The following is a 17,248-nucleotide window of genomic DNA, read 5'->3' as shown; positions in this document are numbered from 1 at the left end:
CCATCGGGGGATATGACGCAGAGTTTCACCAAACGCCCGAACGAACACCGTGCTGCCGAGGCTGAAGCTGCAGGGTTGCAGTGGCTGGGTGAAGCCAGCGAATGCGTGCCCCGCGTCGTTGCCGTGGACACGCAGCGCAATGAGCTGCAGACGGCATACATCGAATCGGTGGCCCCGACTGCTAAGACCGCGCGCCGAGCTGGTGCCGAATTAGCCCGCATCCACGCCGCCGGAGCGCCTGCTTTTGGCGCACCCCCGGCTGGTTGGCAGGGTCCGAACTATATCGGTACCCAGCAACAGGACTGCATCCCTACAGACGATTGGGGAGAGTTTTATACTCGCCAGCGTGTCGAGCCATTCGCCCGCGCCGCAGCCCAGGCAGGCACGCTTGCCGACGACGAGCTTGCCGACGTACTACGCGCTTGCCAGGCGATCCGCGCTGCGGAGTGGTCGGTGAAGCCCGCCCGCATTCACGGTGATTTGTGGACGGGCAATCTGCTGTTCGGTAGCGACGGGCCTGCGTTCATTGATCCCGCGGCACACGGCGGGCATCCGCAGACCGACCTGGCCATGCTGGATCTATTTGGCGTCCCGCATTTCGACGAGATTGTCGCCGGTTATCACGAGGTTTCGCCGCTGCCGAAAAATTGGCGCGAGTTCATCCCGATGCATCAGTTGCACCCACTGGCGGTACATTCGCTGACGCATGGGTCGGCGTATGCGGGGCCACTACAACGCGCAGCTCAGGTGACCGCGCAGCTGCTGGGTTAATTCTGGTCTAGCTGCGCCACCAGTCGTCGGCAAGCGTGGCCGGTAAGTGGCGCTTGTGCTGGCCGGCATCCCACAATCGCTCGATGCGCGTGGACGTCTCTTCGCTGACTTCTCGACCCTCCAAGTAATCGTCAATCTCTGAGTACTGCAGTCCGAGGGCTTCTTCGTCGGCAAGCCCCGGGCGGTCGTCTTCTAAATCAGCGGTGGGGACCTTCTGCCAAGTAGCATCTGGGGCCTTGAGGTGGCGCAAGAGTGCTGCACCCTGTCGTTTATTTAACCCAGCCAGTGGTAAGACGTCTGCAGCACCGTCGCCAAATTTAGTGAAGAAACCGGTGATGTTTTCCGCGGCGTGATCAGTACCGATAACCAACAGGCCGCGTGCACCTGCGACTGCGTATTGCGCAATCATGCGCTGGCGGGCTTTGACATTGCCGCGGTTGAAATCGCTCAGGCTAGTCTCGCCGACGGCAGCGGCAGCAGCCTGATCCATCGCGACGGTGGCGGGAGCGATATCGATGCTGGCGCGGTGGTCGGGGCGAATAAACTCCAGGGCCATCTGCGCATCGGCGTCGTCGTGCTGCTGGCCGTGCGGCAGGCGCAGTGCCCAAAACTCCACCTGGTGGCCTTTTGTGCTGCGGCCTTCTGTGCGCAGTTTTTCTACTGCTAGCTGTGCTAAACGGCCTGCCAGGGTGGAATCCTGGCCGCCGGAGATACCGAGGGCAAAACCTCGTGCACCGGTGGTTTTCAGGTATTCCGCCAGGAAATTTACGCGCCGGGCAACTTCTTCTTCTGGATCGATTAAGGGCTTAACACCCAGGGCTTTTATGATCGATTGCTGCTTCATGCTGGGGTTTTTCGGCATGGTTTTAGCCTAGTCGCCTGACACAATGAGTGTTTGTGAAAATGACCGAGAATAATCAGACTGGTGCGCGCGATACCTCCCGTGCCGAAACGACCGAAACCCGTCGTTACGTGAAAATGGTCGCCGCTTTCGCCGCCATCGGTGGCCTGCTTTTCGGATACGACACCGGAGTGATGTCCGGCGCACTGTTATATATCAGCCCCGAATTTGGCATGAGCGCTGCCGAGGAAGGGCGCGTTACCGCCATGCTGCTGGTTGGCGCCGCCATCGGTGCGTTGCTGGGTGGCCGCGTGGCGGATTGGTGGGGCAGGCGCATGACCCTGCTGGTTAACGGTGTGATCTTCTGTGCTGGTTCCATTTGGTGTGCGTTGGCTGGATCCGTCGCAGAACTGGCCACCGCGCGCACCTTTTTGGGCGTGGCCGTCGGTGCGGTCTCGATCGTGGTTCCGATGTATATCGCGGAGAAGGTCCCAGCCGCGGTACGGGGTCGCATGGTCTCCCTGAACACGCTGATGATCGTCGTCGGCCAGCTGCTGGCGTACCTGGTCAACTCCTTGTTGGCACCGACTGGCAACTGGCACCTGATGCTGGGAATGGCCGCGATTCCGGGTGCCATGCTCACCGCTGGCATGATTTTCTTGTCCGATACCCCGGTCTGGTTGGCACGCAAAGGCCGCACCGATCAGGCCCGCGAGGTTGCTGCTCGCGCCGGGATGTCGTTGGAAGAGCTGTCGATCGTCGTTGAGGCAGAACAGCTTGACGACGCCGGTACCGCTGCTTCCGGTGGTGCGAAAACCTCAGAGGAATTCCAGGCGCTGAAAAAGATGCGCTGGATCCGGGTGACCATTCTGATTGCCATGCTGATCGGCGTGACGCAGCAGATCACGGGCGTAAACGCCGTGATTTATTTCGCGCCGACGATGATGAGTGAGGTCGGTATCTCGACCACCAATGCGGTGTATACCTCGATCGTCATTGGTGTGGTTTCCGTTATTGCTTGTTGGGTAGGCCTGAAGATCATCGATGTCGTCGGCCGGAAACGCTTGCTGACGTGGGGGCTGACCGGAAATATTATCTCCCTGTTGGTGCTGGCTCTGACCTATAGTCTTGCCGACGGAAGCTTCACCTGGGCGATGGTTTCGCTAGGTCTGATGGCTGTGTTTATCGCTTTCCAACAGGCTGCGGTTTCCCCAACTACCTGGCTGTTGATCTCGGAGATTGTGCCAGTGCAGGCTCGTGGTCTGGGTATGGGCATCGCCGGTCTTGCGCTGTGGGTGGCGAACTGGGCTGTCGCACAATTTTTCTTGCCAGTCACAGAGATTCTGAGCGGTTCCGGCACCTTCGTGGCCTTCTCCATGCTGGGTGTGGTTGCTCTGGGCTTTGTCCGGGTGTTTATCCCGGAGACGATGGGGCGCAGCTTGGAGGAAGTCGGCGAGGTTATGGAAAAACGCTGGGCTAAGTAAAGCGCATTAGCGAGTGTTGACGAGCTATCCTGTCAGGGCGAGAGTGCACGAAAACACTGGGATTTGAGAAAACTGGTGTGAGATAGGTAGACTGTCAGCTTGTGTTATGATCGCCGTTTTGGGCGGTCGCTGATAATTATTGTCTACACGCTGTGTAGTAGCTGCGTACAGAAAGGAGCGCCCGATGAAGGTCCGCAAGTCGCTTCGGTCGCTGAAGAAGAAACCGGGCGCCCAGGTCATCCGCCGTCACGGTAAAACCTTCGTGATCAACAAGAAAGATCCACGCTTCAAGGCACGTCAGGGCTAATTCACCTGGGTTTCTTCCGAAGCTTGTATCATGCCGCCGTCTCACTCTTAACTGAGTGGGGCGGCGGTTTTGCTATGTTTTCACCCTGCTCTGATTTCTGTTTTCGTCCTGTGCTGAGTTTCCACATTTTGTACACAGCCTAATCACAGCCTGTGAAATTACATCCGTGTATAACGATTTGATAACGGTGTGGTGAGTCGTCCTGCGGAAATGCTGACGGGGGCTGGAAAAGGTGTTCTTGGCTGGGAAAGTAATCACTCGCCCGCGAGCTAGATGTGGGGGCTGTGAATACCTCCAGCAGGGGATTCCACAGATGTAACTACTATATGTAGTGTAATTGCGACATATTGGCACAACGTATAGTGTCGATGAAGTCGAAGCGAGCCGATGGGCTTGCCACACAACTTCATCGAGGAACACTCGAAAAACCCGCCCGATGCGTACTGACAAGGAAGTCTCCCCATGGCAATCACCGTTTACTCCAAGCCAGCTTGCATGCAGTGCACCATGACTAAAAAGAAGCTAGACGCACTTGATCTGGACTACGACGTTATCGATATCTCCATGGACGATGAAGCACGCGATTACGTCATGGCCCTGGGATACCTCCAAGCGCCTGTCGTAGTAGCAGAGGGGCAGCACTGGTCCGGGTTCCGTCCAGAGCGCCTGAGCGCATTGGCGGAGACCATGGCTACTGCCTCGGCCTAATCGCTGACAGAACATCGTTATAACTGCATATTTCCCCCCTCTCCCATAGACAGCGGCCATTCCTAACAATGAGCCCAGCAGTCACCTTCAGGTAGTCAACCCAAGTCATTTCTTTTGCCGTGTGCAGACAGGAGTGTGGCCCACGATGTTGGTCGTGTATTTTTCTTCCACCACGGAAAACACTAAGCGATTCGTCGACAAGCTAGGTTATCGCTCCAAACGCATTCCGCTGCGTCCAGCACAGGAAGGCCACCTGAGTGTTGATGAACCATTCGTGCTGGTGTGTCCGACCTATGGGGGAGGGGTTTCGTTGACTCGAGCAACCGCTAAACCAGTTCCGCCCCAAGTTATTAAATTTCTGAATGACCCCGATAATCGAAAACACTTACGGGCTGTCATTTCTGGTGGAAACAGCAATTTCGGTGCCGACTACGGCAAAGCAGGCGACCTCATCGCCGCTAAATGTAACGTGCCGTATGTCTACCGCTTCGAGCTCATGGGAACCGCCGAAGACGTGGAGCTAGTCCGGCAAGGTCTGGACAATAACGCACAACGGCTCGGCCTAGTAGAAGATCTCGCATCCTAATTCCAGAATCTCATTCCACAACCCCTCAATTCACAACCCCTCAATTCACCACCTTTTAATTCACAATGTCTCAAAGCAGGAAGGTTGCATCCGTGACCAATCACGTCGGCAAAACTGTCGCCGAACCCGTCAGTACCGATCACCAGCTGGATTATCACGCGTTGAACGCGTTGCTGAATCTTTACGACGAAAATGGTCAGATTCAGTTCGACAAAGACCGCGAAGCCGCGAATCAATACTTCATCCAGCACGTCAACCAGAACACTGTGTTCTTCCATGACCTGGAAGAAAAAATTGATTATCTGATCGAAAATTCTTACTACGACCCGTCCGTGATCGAACAATATGACTTCGAATTCATCAAGTCATTGTTCAAGCAAGCTTATGCCTACAAATTCCGCTTCCAGAGCTTCCTGGGCGCCTACAAGTACTACACCAGCTACACGCTGAAGACTTTCGACGGCCGTCGATACCTAGAGCGTTTCGAAGACCGCGTATCCATGACCGCATTATTCCTTGCCGACGGCAACGAAGAGATCGCCAAGGCCATGGTGGATGAGATCATGTCTGGGCGCTTCCAGCCAGCTACCCCGACGTTCCTGAACGCTGGTAAGGCCCAGCGCGGCGAGTTGGTTTCCTGCTTCTTGCTGCGTATCGAAGACAACATGGAATCGATTGGCCGTTCCATCAACTCTGCCTTGCAGTTGTCTAAGCGCGGCGGTGGCGTGGCCCTGCTGCTATCCAATGTGCGTGAATCCGGTGCGCCAATCAAGCACATCGAAAACCAGTCTTCCGGCGTGATTCCAGTAATGAAACTTCTGGAAGATGCCTTCTCCTACGCCAACCAGCTGGGTGCGCGACAGGGCGCAGGTGCGGTGTACTTGAACGCACACCACCCAGATATCCTGTCGTTTTTGGACACCAAGCGCGAAAACGCAGATGAGAAAATCCGCATCAAGACCTTGTCCGTCGGCGTGGTCGTTCCAGATATTACTTTCGAGCTAGCCAAGCGCAACGAAGACATGTATTTGTTCTCGCCTTATGACGTCGAGCGCGTCTACGGGAAGCCATTCGCCGATATCTCGATTACCGACAACTACGAGGACATGGTGGAGGACCCGCGCATCCGCAAGTCCAAGATCAATGCGCGGCACTTGTTCCAGACCATCGCCGAACTGCAATTCGAGTCCGGCTACCCGTACATCATGTTCGAAGACACGGTGAACCGTGCGAACCCGGTCAAAACCGGACGGATCAACATGTCCAATCTCTGCTCAGAGATCTTGCAGGTCAACAGTCCATCGGTACTGAACGACGACCTGAGCTATGACACCGTCGGCCACGATATCTCCTGCAACCTGGGTTCTTTGAACATTGCCAAGGCCATGGACTCGCAGGATTTCGAAAAGACCATTGAGATGGCTATCCGCGCGTTGACCGCTGTTTCGGACAAGACCACGATCAACTCGGTGCCATCAGTGCGTGAGGGCAATAACACCTCGCATGCAATTGGCCTGGGGCAGATGAACCTGCACGGCTACTTAGGCCGCGAGCACATCTACTACGGCTCGGAAGAAGCCCTGGATTTCACCAACGCATACTTCGCATCCGTGATGTATGCCAGCTTGAAGGCCTCCAACAAACTGGCCCGCGAGCGCGGCGAGCACTTTGCGGAATTCCCACAATCGGATTACGCCAGCGGAGTCTTCTTCGACAGCTACGACCCAGCCGAATTTGCTCCACAGACTGAGAAAGTCAAAGAGCTCTTCGCAAATTCTTCGATCACCACGCCGAGTGCAGAAGACTGGGAACAGTTGAAACAAGACGTCGCCAAGCACGGCTTGTACAACCGTAATTTGCAGGCCGTGCCGCCGACAGGCTCCATCTCGTATATCAACAATTCGACCTCGTCGATCCACCCGATTGCGTCGAAGATCGAGATCCGCAAAGAAGGCAAAGTCGGCCGTGTCTACTACCCGGCGCCGCACATGGACAATGACAACCTGCAGTATTTCCAGGATGCCTACGAGATCGGCTACGAGGCGATCATTGATACTTATGCGGTAGCCACGAAGTACGTAGACCAGGGCTTGTCTTTAACATTGTTCTTCCCGGATACTGCGACCACTCGCGATATCAACAAAGCCCAGATTTATGCTTGGCGTAAGGGTATTAAGACCCTGTACTACATCCGCCTGCGCCAGCAAGCGTTGGAGGGTACAGAGGTAGAAGGCTGCGTTTCTTGCATGCTGTAAGCCGCTAAAAACCCGCCGGGGAAACCACTAAAGTTTGAACCCGTCGGGGCGGTTACTCCAATGAGCGCGCCACTTCGTGCAGTAAAGCGTGCGAGGTGCGCTCTGCGTGAATGCCGTCGCCGTCGCTAACGTACTGGGCCAACTCCTGGTGTAGATCCAGGGTGTTGGCCACTGGCTTATCTGCACCTACACCGAAGACGGTTTTGCCACTGTGGATGGCAAAAAATACCGGTACGAGTGCCGCGAACATCTCGTTACCAGAAGCTTCCAGGAGCAGTGAGTGGAAACGTAAATCTGTTGCTAGGAAGTCTGCTGCGTCGTCCTCCTGCCTGCCCGCTTCGGCGGGCATTTTTGCTAAGTGCACCAAGGTGCTAGCCAATTCCAGGATTTCGGCACGTTGTTGCGGGCTGGCATTGTCCGCGGCTTGCCGTGCAGCAACCGGTTCGACCGCCATCCGTAATTCATTGAGGGAAGCCAGCTGTGCACTGCGCTGAGTGGGAGCTGCTAAGCGCCAGCTGATGACAGCCGGATCGAACAAAGCCCAATGTCGTTGCTCTAAGACTGTGATGCCAACCCGCCGGCCTGCGGCTACTAAGCCCACGTGCTCCAGTGCGCGCATGGTCTCGCGGGCTACGGTACGAGAAATTCCAAAACGCTCGGAGATTGCATGCAGCGTAAATTGTGTACCTGCTGGGTGTTCACCCGAGACGATTTCGCGGCCAAGTTCATCGAAGACAGACCCCAGCAGTGGGGCAGTGGCAGTTGCGCCGTGGGGGTGGTGCGGCGGGGTCACGGGTGGTGTTCCTTTCGTCACGAGTCGTCGATTAGCAACGCCGTATCCAGCTTAGTTATGAGCGGCACTTGTTAGGTGCAGAACTGCTCGAATCCAGGCCGAAATGAGTGCGCAAAATAGGCTAGATTGGATAGTTAAAAGGCGGGATACACGCCTAATTTTAAGTGAAAATCCCCGACAGAACGAGGTACTCCCATGGCATCTGGTACTGCTCCCGACGATCCGAACAAACCGGTCAAAGCCATCAACTGGAACACCATCCCCGATGATAAAGATCAAGAGGTCTGGGATCGGTTGACTGGTAACTTTTGGCTGCCAGAAAAGGTTCCCGTTTCCAATGACATTCCCACCTGGAAAACCCTGACTGAGAAAGAAAAAGAGACCACCATGCGGGTCTTTACGGGTCTTACTCTGCTGGATACCATCCAGGGCACTGTCGGGGCTGTGGCTATGTTGCCGGATTGCCAGACGCAGCATGAAGAAGCAGTCATGACAAATATTGCGTTCATGGAGTCCGTGCATGCCAAGTCTTATTCGAATATCTTCATGACTCTGGCCTCGACGCCGATGATTAACGATGCATTCCGTTGGTCGGAAGAAAACGAGCGTTTGCAGCGTAAGGCACGCATCGTGCTGGATTATTACCACGGTGAAGACCCAGACAAGCGCAAGGTTGCCTCCACGCTCCTGGAATCTTTCCTATTCTACTCCGGCTTCTACTTGCCAATGTATTGGTCCTCGCGTGCGAAGTTGACCAACACCGCAGACATCATCCGTCTGATCATTCGTGATGAGGCCGTGCATGGCTATTACATTGGCTATAAATACCAGCAGTCGGTGAAAAAGCAGTCGCCAGAGCGCCAGGAAGAGCTGAAGAATTACGCCTTCGAGTTATTGTACGAATTGTATGAAAACGAGATGCAGTACACCGAGGATCTTTACGACGAGCTCGGGTGGACTGAAGACGTCAAGCGATTCCTGCGCTATAACGCAAACAAGGCACTAAACAACCTCGGCTACGAAGGCATGTTCCCGGCTGACGAAACACGAGTGTCCCCAGAAATTCTGTCTGCGTTGGCGCCGAATGCTGATGAAAACCATGACTTCTTCTCTGGTTCCGGTTCCTCTTATGTCATGGGGAAAGCAGAGTTGACGACTGACGACGACTGGGATTTCTAAACCCCGTCGAAAGTATGACACCAACCGGGGGAATAGCAGCCCCCTTCCGGCGTTGAACTTTTCACAGAAACCTCAACAGTTACAGTGGGGTGGCTCACGGAGTATGTGCTCCAGATTATGTGCGCCCCGCCGTGTTACTGGTGGGGTTTTTCGTGTTCCTGCACTTAAGCCGTCTAAGGCTCGTGCCACCATGCCAGTGGGGTAGTGGCCGTCGAAAAGAGCCTGGCTAAGCCTAACTAATGCTGGGCCGGGCGCAGGTGGGAAATGAGAAAACAAAAACGTTCAGTGGTTACCTAAAAACCTCGCAGTGACCTAATATAAATACTCGTAATTAATTGGCATTTTCTGTACCTCCAGTGCGCGCCGATTAGCTGTGCTGGTGGTCGGCGAGTGCTTTCGTAATTAGGAGGAATTATGACCGCTGTGGCGCCACGGCTTGATGATTATGTCGAGCCAACTCGTCCCCAACCAACGGGGCATGAACGCACCGGGTCTAAGGCGTTGACAATTCTTTCAACCACCGACCACAAGCAGCTGGGCATCATGTACTTGATCATGTCCTTCAGCTTCTTCTTCCTCGGTGGCTTGATGGCACTGTTGATTCGTGCCGAATTGTTCACCCCTGGCCTGCAGATGCTGTCCAACGAGCAGTTCAACCAGCTGTTCACTATGCACGGCACCGTGATGCTGCTGCTGTTCGCTACCCCGGTTGTGTGGGGTTTCGCTAACTACATCCTGCCGCTACAGATCGGCGCACCGGATGTGGCTTTCCCGCGTCTGAACGCTTTTGGTTTCTGGATTACCACCATCGGTGGCTTCGTCATGTTGGCTGGGTTCCTGACCCCAGGTGGTGCCGCGGACTTCGGTTGGACCATGTACATGCCGTTGGCTGACTCGATCCACACCCCAGGCTTGGGTGCTGATTTCTGGATCGTCGGTGTCGGCGCTACTGGCGTCGGTACCATCGCCTCAGCTATTAACATGCTGACCACCCTGCTGACTTTGCGTGCACCAGGTATGACCATGTTCCGTATGCCAGTTTTCTGCTGGACCATCATGGTTGCCGCCATCCTGGCCCTGATGATCTTCCCAGTTCTGACCGCTGGTGCATTGGGTGTTCTGTATGACCGTCAGCTTGGCGGCCACATCTACGAGCCAGCCAACGGTGGCGCCATCCTGTGGCAGCACCTGTTCTGGTTCTTCGGCCACCCAGAGGTTTACGTTCTGGCTCTGCCTTTCTTCGGTGTTATCTCCGAGATTGTTCCGGTCTTCTCCCGCAAGCCGGTCTTCGGTTACATCGGCCTGGTCTTCGCGACGCTGTCCATCGGTGGCATGTCGATGGCTGTGTGGGCGCACCACATGTTCGTGACCGGCGCTATCCTGTTGCCGTTCTTCTCGTTCATGACCTTCCTGATCGCCATCCCAACCGGTATGAAGTTCTTCAACTGGGTAGGCACCATGTGGAAGGGCCACATCACTTGGGAGACCCCAATGATTTGGGCCATGGGCTTCCTGACCACCTTCCTGTTCGGTGGTATGACCGGTGTCATGTTGGCTTCGCCGCCACTGGACTTCCACCTGGCTGAGTCTTACTTCTTGATCGCTCACTTCCACTACACCTTGTTCGGTACCGTTGTGTTCTCCGCATTCGCCGGTTTGTACTTCTGGTTCCCGAAGATGACTGGTCGTATGCTGGACGAGCGTCTGGGCAAGATCCACTTCTGGTTGACCTTCATCGGCTTCCACGGCACATTCTTGGTGCAGCACTGGGTCGGCAACATGGGTATGCCACGTCGTTACGCTGACTACCTGGACTCCGACGGATTCACCATCTACAACCAGATCTCCACCGTCTTCGCCTTCGTTCTGGGTGCTTCGGTTATCCCACTGGTATGGAACGTCTTCAAGTCTTGGCGCTACGGCGAGATCGTCACTGTCGATGACCCATGGGGTTACGGCAACTCTCTGGAATGGGCAACCTCGTGCCCACCACCACGCCACAACTTCGTCTCGATGCCTCGCATTCGTTCGGAGCGTCCAGCATTCGAGCTGCACTACCCGCACATGGTCGAGCGCATGCGTGCCGAAGCGCACTCTGGCGCTCACGACTCCGGAGCACACGAAGACCCACGCCAGGTTTCGCACGCCAAGCACTAGTCCGTGCCTGTGCTCCTGACGCTTAAGAACGCTCTTAGCAGGTCGAAAGTTCTAACAGCATAGTTCTGGAGAAATCAGCCACAGCGGTTGCGCCAGAACTAGCCACTACCTGCTAATCAGCCAAACCCCCGCGCCCATCCACTCCTAGTGGGTAGCGGGGGTTTGGCTTATCCTAGAAACGGCACCCTGCGTATACGCCGCCGCTAGTTTCACCGACGTAGCAACCGAATTGAGGAACCTGTGAACCAACCAGATCCCAAGCAGACCCCCGCTGCATCCCGGCAAGCCGAACCAACCGTCCGCTTGCAGAAAGGATTGCGCTCTGCCGTCGTTATCGTCAGCGGGAAAGACCAAAAAGGCGTTTCCGCGGAATTTTTCCGCGTGCTGGCTAATTATGGCGTGCAGCTGTTAGACGTGCAGCAGTCTGAGTTTTTGGGCCACCTGCAATTGGCTGCGTTTACTGGCATCAAAGACGAGCATTTCGCTGAGCTATCTGAAGCTTTGACCGCTGCATTAACCCCGTTAGGCCAGCAGGTCACCATCGAGTACCGAACAGAAGATAACGAGACTCCGGCACCAGATCCACGGTCTACTCACGTCGTGGTCGTGCTGGGAAACCCAGTTACGGCACAGGCGATTTCAGCGGTCGGCGCCACCCTGGCCCAGCACGGTGCGAATATCGACCGCATGCGTGGCATAGCGGATTACCCAGTTACTGGCCTAGAAATCTTTGTGTCGGTAGCAAATCCAGCACCTGGTGCCAGTGAAGACCTCCGTGCGGCGCTAGCGCAGCTGACCAGCAACCTCGGGGTGGATATTGCGATCGAACGCGCAGGTCTGGCCCGTCGGGGTAAACGACTGGTGTGCTTTGACTGCGATTCCACGCTAATCACCGGCGAGGTTATTGAAATGCTCGCTGCCCACGCAGGCAGGGAAGCGGAAGTCGCCGAAGTGACTGAACGGGCGATGCGCGGGGAATTAGATTTTGAAGAATCGTTGCGTGAGCGCGTAAAGGCTTTGGCTGGGCTGGATGCGTCCGTGGTGCAAGAAGTCGCCGATGCCATCGAACTAACCCCAGGCGCGCGCACTACGCTGCGTACGCTGAACCGTATGGGTTATCGCACCGCGGTGGTCTCTGGTGGTTTTATTCAGGTGCTAGAAGATCTCGCCGAAGAACTCGAGCTCGATTACGTTCGGGCCAATACCCTGGAAATCGAAGACGGTAAGCTCACCGGCCGGGTGATTGGACAGGTGGTAGACCGTGCCGCGAAGGCGAATTTACTCGCGGAATTCGCCGCGGATTCGGGCCTGACGATGGCACAAACCGTGGCCGTCGGCGACGGTGCCAATGACATCGACATGATCTCCGCTGCCGGCCTGGGCGTGGCTTTCAATGCGAAGCCAGCATTGCGGGAAATTGCTGATACCTCGGTGAGCCACCCATTTTTGGATGAAGTGCTCTACATCATGGGGATTCCCCGCACAGAGATCGATACTTCCGACCGGGAGGATGGCAGCTACCACCGCGTCGCATTGGACTAGCTCTGGACCGGTTTTGGACTAGCTCTGCACCAATCTCTTCAGTGCACCCAGCACGGTCTTTTTATCTTGGGTGCGCCAAAACGGCGGTAAAGATGACAACAAGAACTGGCCGTAGCGCTTAGTGACCACCCGGTTATCCAATACCGCGACCACGCCACGGTCGGTAGCTGAACGCAACAGACGCCCTGCACCCTGCGCCATCAATAGCGCGGCGTGGGTGGCAGAGACTTCCATGAAGCCGTTACGCCCAGCTGCCTGCGCTGCCTCCGAGCGTGCTTGCAGCAGTGGGTTATCGGGCCGCGGAAACGGAATGCGGTCCATCAGCACGAGTGAACAAGCCTTGCCGGGTACGTCGACACCTTGCCACAGCGTCAAAGTGCCAAACAGGACAGAGTGTTCTTTCGCGGCAAACTTTTCGACGAGCGCACCAATCGAATCCTCACCCTGTACATAGACGGGGAAGGGCAACTTCGGGCGCAACTCGTCGGCCGCTTGCACGGCCGCCCGCTTCGAGGAAAACAACCCGAGGGTACGCCCGCCGGCTGCCATAATCAGCTCACGCATCTCTTCCAAGGTTTCTGGTGCCAGACCATCTCTGCCCGGCTGCGGCAGGTGCCTCGGCGCATAGAGAATCCCGGATTTCGCCGGATCAAACGGGGTGCCCGCATCCAAACTGTCCCACTTACCCTTGGGCAAACCCCATTGCGCGCCCATGGCGTCGAAACGCCCGCCCAAAGTCAGCGTCGCCGAGGTCAGCACCACGGTGTTCTCCCCGAATAAGCGGTCGCGCAGTAAATCTGCCACCGACAAGGGTGCTACCTGCAATGTGTCCCCGTAGCGTTCATTGCGGTCCAACCAAACCACATCGTCTTGCGCGGCCGGGTCCTCGGTATCGAAGACTTCTTGGATGCGATGCACGGTTTCTTCCAACGTCGCCAAGTGATTGCGCAGGTTATTACGCTCGGCTGCGGTTTCTGGCTCATTAGTGGCTTCGCCCTCCGGGGCATCTTTCAGCGTGGCGCGTAGCGACGCCAGCGCATCTGCGATGGCGGTGAGTTCAGAATCGGCGGCCTGATCCAATTCCGTCCAGCGCCCGTCGGGAAGATCTTCTGTGGTAATCCGCCATTGCTCGGCGAGATCCTTCAAACGGGAATCCTTGCCCTCCGCGCCAAGCGGACCGGCGCGATTGGCTGCCAAGGTCAGTGAGCGCGGGGAAAGTTCTGCGGTGGTTGCAGAGGTTATGCGGGCATCGAGTTCGTGGGCCTCGTCGATGATGACGCAATCGTGTTCGGGGAGGGTATCGATCTCGGAGATTGCGTCGATGGCGAGCATGGCGTGATTCGTGACGACGACGTCGACCTCGCGGGCTTCTTGGCGGGCGAGTTCGGCGAAACACTCCACGCCGTGTGGGCAGCGCGAGGCACCGAGGCATTCTTGGGAGCTGACCGAAACGTGGCGCCAAGCGGCATCACTGACACTGGTGTCAAGGTCATCGCGGTCGCCGCTCTCGGTTTCTTGGGCCCAGTTGTGCAGGCTGGCGATTTGTTTTCCTAGCCAGGTGATTGGTTGCGGGTTGCCAGGGCGTGCGGGCGTTTCGCTAGCAGCTTGTTCGACTGTGTGCCCGGAAGCTGTGGCGGCCTTTCCAGCGGCATCTGCAGCCGCTTCTCTGGCGGCCTCTGTGGCAGCTGCGTCTTCGGCTGCTGCCTCTAATTCCGGCTCCAGTTGTGCTTGCGCGATTTTGTTCATGCACAGGTAATTGGACCGACCCTTCATGATTGCGAAAGTTGGCCGCCGTTCCATCACCGGCTCCAGGGCGTCGGCAAGCCGAGGCAGATCGCGTTCTATGAGCTGGCGCTGCAAAGCCAGAGTCGCAGTGGAGACGATGACGCACGTATCGGTTTCTTGCGCGTGGCGAAACGCCGGGACCAGATAGGCCAGGGATTTCCCGGTGCCGGTGCCGGCTTGGACTGCCAAGTGACGCCCGGAACCGAGGGCGGATTCGACGGCGTTGGCCATCCGACGCTGGCCTGGGCGATCTGCACCGCCGAAACCGCTCACGGCAGTGGCGAGAAGTTCTTCGGTGCTGCCGGTATTGGTACCCGTACTAGTGCTGCCGGTCCCGGTGCTGGCGCTGGTATTGGTGCTGGCAGACTCCATTTAGAACCCAGCCAGACGCGTCGGTACCGCAGGTTCACCGCGGCCCAAAGCCAAACCTTCCCACGGCAGGCTGGCAATGCCTGCTGAGACTAGTTCGCGGGAGGCATGCAGGTCATCCAAGCCATCGACGATCTCGCCGTCGCGGATCAACGGAACCGTCAATTCGCGGATTTCTGCACCGGAATGCGCAGGTATCTCGCCGCCAAGCGGGTAGATGATTTCTTCCACAGCCACTCCGGTTTCACGGTACGTGCGCACGCCGGCTTTGGTGCCGCCGTCGGAGACCTTTCCGGACGAACGCTTCGAGACAGGCTTGCCCTCGACTTCCACCAGCTTGTACACCAGCGATGCCGTCGGCGAGCCAGAGCCAGTGACCACGGAAGTGCCGACGCCAAAGACATCGACGGGGTCACCGCGCAAACCAGCGATGGCGAATTCGTCGAGGTCAGAAGAGACTACGATTTTGGTGTTGGTCGCGCCGAGCCCATCAAGCTGTTTGCGCACCCGGCGGGTGAGTGCGCCGAGGTCACCGGAGTCGATGCGCACGCCCCCCAGCTCTGTGCCTGCAACAGCGACCGCGTTTTCTACGCCCCGGGTGATATCGAAAGTATCAACCAGCAGCGTCGTCGATGCACCGTGGCGTTTCACCTGCGCAGCAAAAGCTGATTTCTCATCCGGCTGGCCGTTCTCGTCGACGTGCAACAGTGTCCACGCGTGCGCGGCTGTCCCCTGCGCCGGAATGCCGTAGCGGCTGGCGGCTTCCAAGTTAGAGGTGGCGTCGAACCCGGCGAGATAAGCCGCACGGGCGGCAGTTACCGCAGCGTACTCGTGTGTGCGGCGCGAGCCCATTTCGAGCATGAATCGCCCATCCGCAGCGCAGACCATGCGGGCAGCGGCAGAGGCCACAGCAGAATCCGCGTTCAAAATGGACAGCACGACGGTTTCCAAGATGACGCATTCGGCGAAAGTCCCGCGGACCGTCAAAATGGGTGAAGACGGGAAGTAGAGCTCGCCCTCGCGGTAGCCATCTACCTGGCCGCGAAAATGATAATTACGCAGGTACTCGATGGTTTCCGGTTGCAGGAAATCGAGCTGTTCCAGTTGTTTTTCAGTGAAGCGGAAATCGCGGATTGCTTCCAGCACTCGCGCCGTGCCAGCGACGATGCCGTAGCGGCGCTCAGTGGGCAAGCGCCGGGTGAAAACCTCGAAGGTGACGTTGCGGTGGGCGGTGCCGTCGGCAAGCGCGGCTTCGAGCATCGTCAGCTCGTATTTATCTGTTAATAGCGCGGTGGAAGCGGCAGGATGCTGCAAAGAATTCACACTCGCTAAGGATACACCCAGCATTCTTGCCGACGGCTGGTGGCCGCAGGAGGGCTGAGCAGGTTCAACGGCCCTAGAAATTGTAGGCTTTTGAACTTCGTGAGTGTCTAGCTTGAACTTCGTGGGTGTCTAATATGCAGAAATCACGGGAACGAGTCAGTAAACTAGCAGTCATGAATACGCGCAAGTCTGAGGCTCACGAGTTGGCTCACGAGTCGGAAGTTTCTGTAGAACTAGAAACCTCCGCCATGGAAGTGCACGCATCTAGCCCAATGGCCAGCCCCGAGCTGGATGAAGAAATTGACGTTGAGGTTGCTACGAGTGCGAATCTGCCGTGGATGTGCATCGTGTGGGATGACCCCGTCAACCTCATGAGCTATGTAACTTACGTGTTCCAAACCGTGCTGGGCTTTTCGAAATCCCGCGCGCAGGAGCTGATGATGCAGGTGCATTCGGAAGGCAAAGCCGTGGTGACCTCCGGTGAGCGCGATAAGGTGGAAGCCGACGTGAAAAAGCTGCACACCGCTGGGCTGTGGGCGACGATGCAGCAAGCGGGCTAATCCCCGGCGCGATATTCCGAGTAATTAAGGACTAGAGGAGCTTTCGAGACCATGCAACCGTGGCGCAAGAAGAAGGGCCTGCGACGCAGCCCGAAATTCCAGACCGTTCTCGACCCCATTGAGCGTGAAGCCATGGGCGATATTATCGCAGCTGTCGTGGAAGCGATTATCGCCCGAGCGCAGTCCGCGCCGAAAGACGAGTTGGCTGAGATGATGGATATGCCTTCTGGCCACAAAGAAGCGCCGGACGATCCCGCACTGGCGCGGTTGTTCCCGGATTTTCAGCGCGAAGGCGACGAGGAATACGACGGCGATCGTTCCCTGTTGCGCTCGCTGCACGAAAATGACATTGCGCGTGCCAAGCTGCAGAACCTGCAGTTGGTCTCCGAAAAGGTCAACGAGGGCGTAGAAATTAACTTGGATGAATCCGAGGTGCAGGCCTTTGTTGCGGGCCTGAATGACGCCCGGTTGTATCTGGCGAATACGGATAAGAAAGTCTCAGAGCTGATCTCAGACCGCGACGCGTTGGTGGAATGGTTGGCCTATAACCAAGATTCGCTGCTTAGCGCCATGATGGAAGACTAAAAG

15 protein-coding genes are annotated in these 17,248 nt (G+C 56.8%); 11 read left to right on the top strand and 4 right to left on the bottom strand.

The genetic code is table 11. The features are described 5' to 3' along the window. The first annotated feature begins 12 nt into the window (after positions 1-12). Entirely contained in the window at positions 13-771 is a 759-nt protein-coding gene (locus O146_RS0107205) for a fructosamine kinase family protein (RefSeq protein WP_027018049.1), read from the top strand. Positions 772-778: 7 nt separating this feature from the next. Here the strand turns inward: O146_RS0107205 and nadE are convergent, their stop codons facing one another. Next, on the bottom strand, positions 779-1,633 hold the full coding sequence (gene nadE, locus O146_RS0107200; RefSeq protein ID WP_081820606.1) for an ammonia-dependent NAD(+) synthetase: 855 nt from the start codon (positions 1,631-1,633) through the stop codon (positions 779-781). Between the two features lie 41 nt (positions 1,634-1,674). Between nadE and O146_RS0107195 the strand changes: the two genes are divergently transcribed. The 5 genes from O146_RS0107195 (at position 1,675) to nrdE (ending at position 6,952) form a co-directional block, all read left to right on the top strand. Beyond that, positions 1,675-3,096, top strand: a complete 1,422-nt coding sequence (locus O146_RS0107195) for a sugar porter family MFS transporter (protein ID WP_081820605.1) — start codon at positions 1,675-1,677, stop codon at positions 3,094-3,096. A 184-nt stretch (positions 3,097-3,280) separates the two neighbouring features. Further along, the gene (ykgO, locus tag O146_RS0107190; protein WP_021354049.1) at positions 3,281-3,403 is read left to right on the top strand and encodes a type B 50S ribosomal protein L36; all 123 of its coding nucleotides are present in this window, start codon (positions 3,281-3,283) and stop codon (positions 3,401-3,403) included. A 462-nt stretch (positions 3,404-3,865) separates the two neighbouring features. After that, positions 3,866-4,111: a glutaredoxin-like protein NrdH gene (gene nrdH, locus O146_RS0107185; RefSeq protein ID WP_021354050.1), complete on the top strand. Its 246-nt coding sequence runs from the start codon at positions 3,866-3,868 to the stop codon at positions 4,109-4,111. A 145-nt stretch (positions 4,112-4,256) separates the two neighbouring features. Beyond that, a complete protein-coding gene (nrdI, locus tag O146_RS0107180; protein WP_023018335.1) occupies positions 4,257-4,697 on the top strand; it encodes a class Ib ribonucleoside-diphosphate reductase assembly flavoprotein NrdI in 441 nt (146 codons plus the stop codon). Positions 4,698-4,789: 92 nt separating this feature from the next. Then, positions 4,790-6,952 (top strand): class 1b ribonucleoside-diphosphate reductase subunit alpha, encoded by a 2,163-nt coding sequence (nrdE, locus tag O146_RS0107175; RefSeq protein ID WP_021354052.1) that lies wholly within the window; start codon positions 4,790-4,792, stop codon positions 6,950-6,952. Between the two features lie 52 nt (positions 6,953-7,004). Here nrdE and O146_RS0107170 read toward each other — a convergent pair whose 3' ends face one another. Beyond that, the gene (locus O146_RS0107170; protein ID WP_023018334.1) at positions 7,005-7,745 is read right to left on the bottom strand and encodes a FadR/GntR family transcriptional regulator; all 741 of its coding nucleotides are present in this window, start codon (positions 7,743-7,745) and stop codon (positions 7,005-7,007) included. A 195-nt stretch (positions 7,746-7,940) separates the two neighbouring features. On the opposite strand from O146_RS0107170, the gene nrdF reads away from it, so the two are divergent. The 3 genes from nrdF (at position 7,941) to serB (ending at position 12,623) form a co-directional block, all read left to right on the top strand. Continuing rightward, entirely contained in the window at positions 7,941-8,924 is a 984-nt protein-coding gene (gene nrdF, locus O146_RS0107165; RefSeq protein WP_021354054.1) for a class 1b ribonucleoside-diphosphate reductase subunit beta, read from the top strand. Between the two features lie 414 nt (positions 8,925-9,338). Continuing rightward, the gene (gene ctaD / locus O146_RS0107160) at positions 9,339-11,081 is read left to right on the top strand and encodes an aa3-type cytochrome oxidase subunit I (RefSeq protein WP_027018046.1); all 1,743 of its coding nucleotides are present in this window, start codon (positions 9,339-9,341) and stop codon (positions 11,079-11,081) included. A gap of 240 nt (positions 11,082-11,321) precedes the next feature. Beyond that, complete coding sequence (gene serB, locus O146_RS0107155; RefSeq protein WP_051619320.1) at positions 11,322-12,623, top strand: phosphoserine phosphatase SerB; 1,302 nt, start codon at positions 11,322-11,324, stop codon at positions 12,621-12,623. An 18-nt stretch (positions 12,624-12,641) separates the two neighbouring features. On the opposite strand, the gene O146_RS0107150 is transcribed toward serB, so the two are convergent. Next, positions 12,642-14,780, bottom strand: a complete 2,139-nt coding sequence (locus tag O146_RS0107150) for an ATP-dependent DNA helicase (RefSeq protein ID WP_027018044.1) — start codon at positions 14,778-14,780, stop codon at positions 12,642-12,644. After that, on the bottom strand, positions 14,781-16,124 hold the full coding sequence (locus O146_RS0107145; protein WP_023018331.1) for a nicotinate phosphoribosyltransferase: 1,344 nt from the start codon (positions 16,122-16,124) through the stop codon (positions 14,781-14,783). A 224-nt stretch (positions 16,125-16,348) separates the two neighbouring features. On the opposite strand from O146_RS0107145, the gene clpS reads away from it, so the two are divergent. Continuing rightward, positions 16,349-16,660, top strand: coding sequence for an ATP-dependent Clp protease adapter ClpS (gene clpS / locus O146_RS0107140; RefSeq protein WP_031268667.1), 312 nt, complete (start codon positions 16,349-16,351; stop codon positions 16,658-16,660). A 51-nt stretch (positions 16,661-16,711) separates the two neighbouring features. Continuing rightward, positions 16,712-17,245: a DUF2017 domain-containing protein gene (locus tag O146_RS0107135; RefSeq protein ID WP_021354061.1), complete on the top strand. Its 534-nt coding sequence runs from the start codon at positions 16,712-16,714 to the stop codon at positions 17,243-17,245. Positions 17,246-17,248: the final 3 nt, after the last annotated feature.

This window comes from Corynebacterium pseudodiphtheriticum DSM 44287 (assembly GCF_000688415.1).
Classification (GTDB): Bacteria; Actinomycetota; Actinomycetes; order Mycobacteriales; family Mycobacteriaceae; genus Corynebacterium; species Corynebacterium pseudodiphtheriticum.
This window is presented reverse-complemented; position numbering and strand designations above follow the sequence as displayed.

What these genes read in the sequence shown, in the direction of transcription:
- O146_RS0107135 (WP_021354061.1), top strand. Translation starts at nt 16,712, where the DNA reads ATGCAACCGTGGCGCAAGAAGAAGGGCCTGCGACGCAGCCCGAAATTC.
- ctaD (WP_027018046.1), top strand. Translation starts at nt 9,339, where the DNA reads ATGACCGCTGTGGCGCCACGGCTTGATGATTATGTCGAGCCAACTCGT.
- O146_RS0107205 (WP_027018049.1), top strand. Translation starts at nt 13, where the DNA reads ATGACGCAGAGTTTCACCAAACGCCCGAACGAACACCGTGCTGCCGAG.
- clpS (WP_031268667.1), top strand. Translation starts at nt 16,349, where the DNA reads ATGGAAGTGCACGCATCTAGCCCAATGGCCAGCCCCGAGCTGGATGAA.
- nadE (WP_081820606.1), bottom strand. Translation starts at nt 1,633, where the DNA reads ATGCCGAAAAACCCCAGCATGAAGCAGCAATCGATCATAAAAGCCCTG.
- nrdI (WP_023018335.1), top strand. Translation starts at nt 4,257, where the DNA reads ATGTTGGTCGTGTATTTTTCTTCCACCACGGAAAACACTAAGCGATTC.
- nrdH (WP_021354050.1), top strand. Translation starts at nt 3,866, where the DNA reads ATGGCAATCACCGTTTACTCCAAGCCAGCTTGCATGCAGTGCACCATG.
- O146_RS0107150 (WP_027018044.1), bottom strand. Translation starts at nt 14,780, where the DNA reads ATGGAGTCTGCCAGCACCAATACCAGCGCCAGCACCGGGACCGGCAGC.
- nrdF (WP_021354054.1), top strand. Translation starts at nt 7,941, where the DNA reads ATGGCATCTGGTACTGCTCCCGACGATCCGAACAAACCGGTCAAAGCC.
- O146_RS0107195 (WP_081820605.1), top strand. Translation starts at nt 1,675, where the DNA reads ATGACCGAGAATAATCAGACTGGTGCGCGCGATACCTCCCGTGCCGAA.
- O146_RS0107145 (WP_023018331.1), bottom strand. Translation starts at nt 16,124, where the DNA reads ATGCTGGGTGTATCCTTAGCGAGTGTGAATTCTTTGCAGCATCCTGCC.
- ykgO (WP_021354049.1), top strand. Translation starts at nt 3,281, where the DNA reads ATGAAGGTCCGCAAGTCGCTTCGGTCGCTGAAGAAGAAACCGGGCGCC.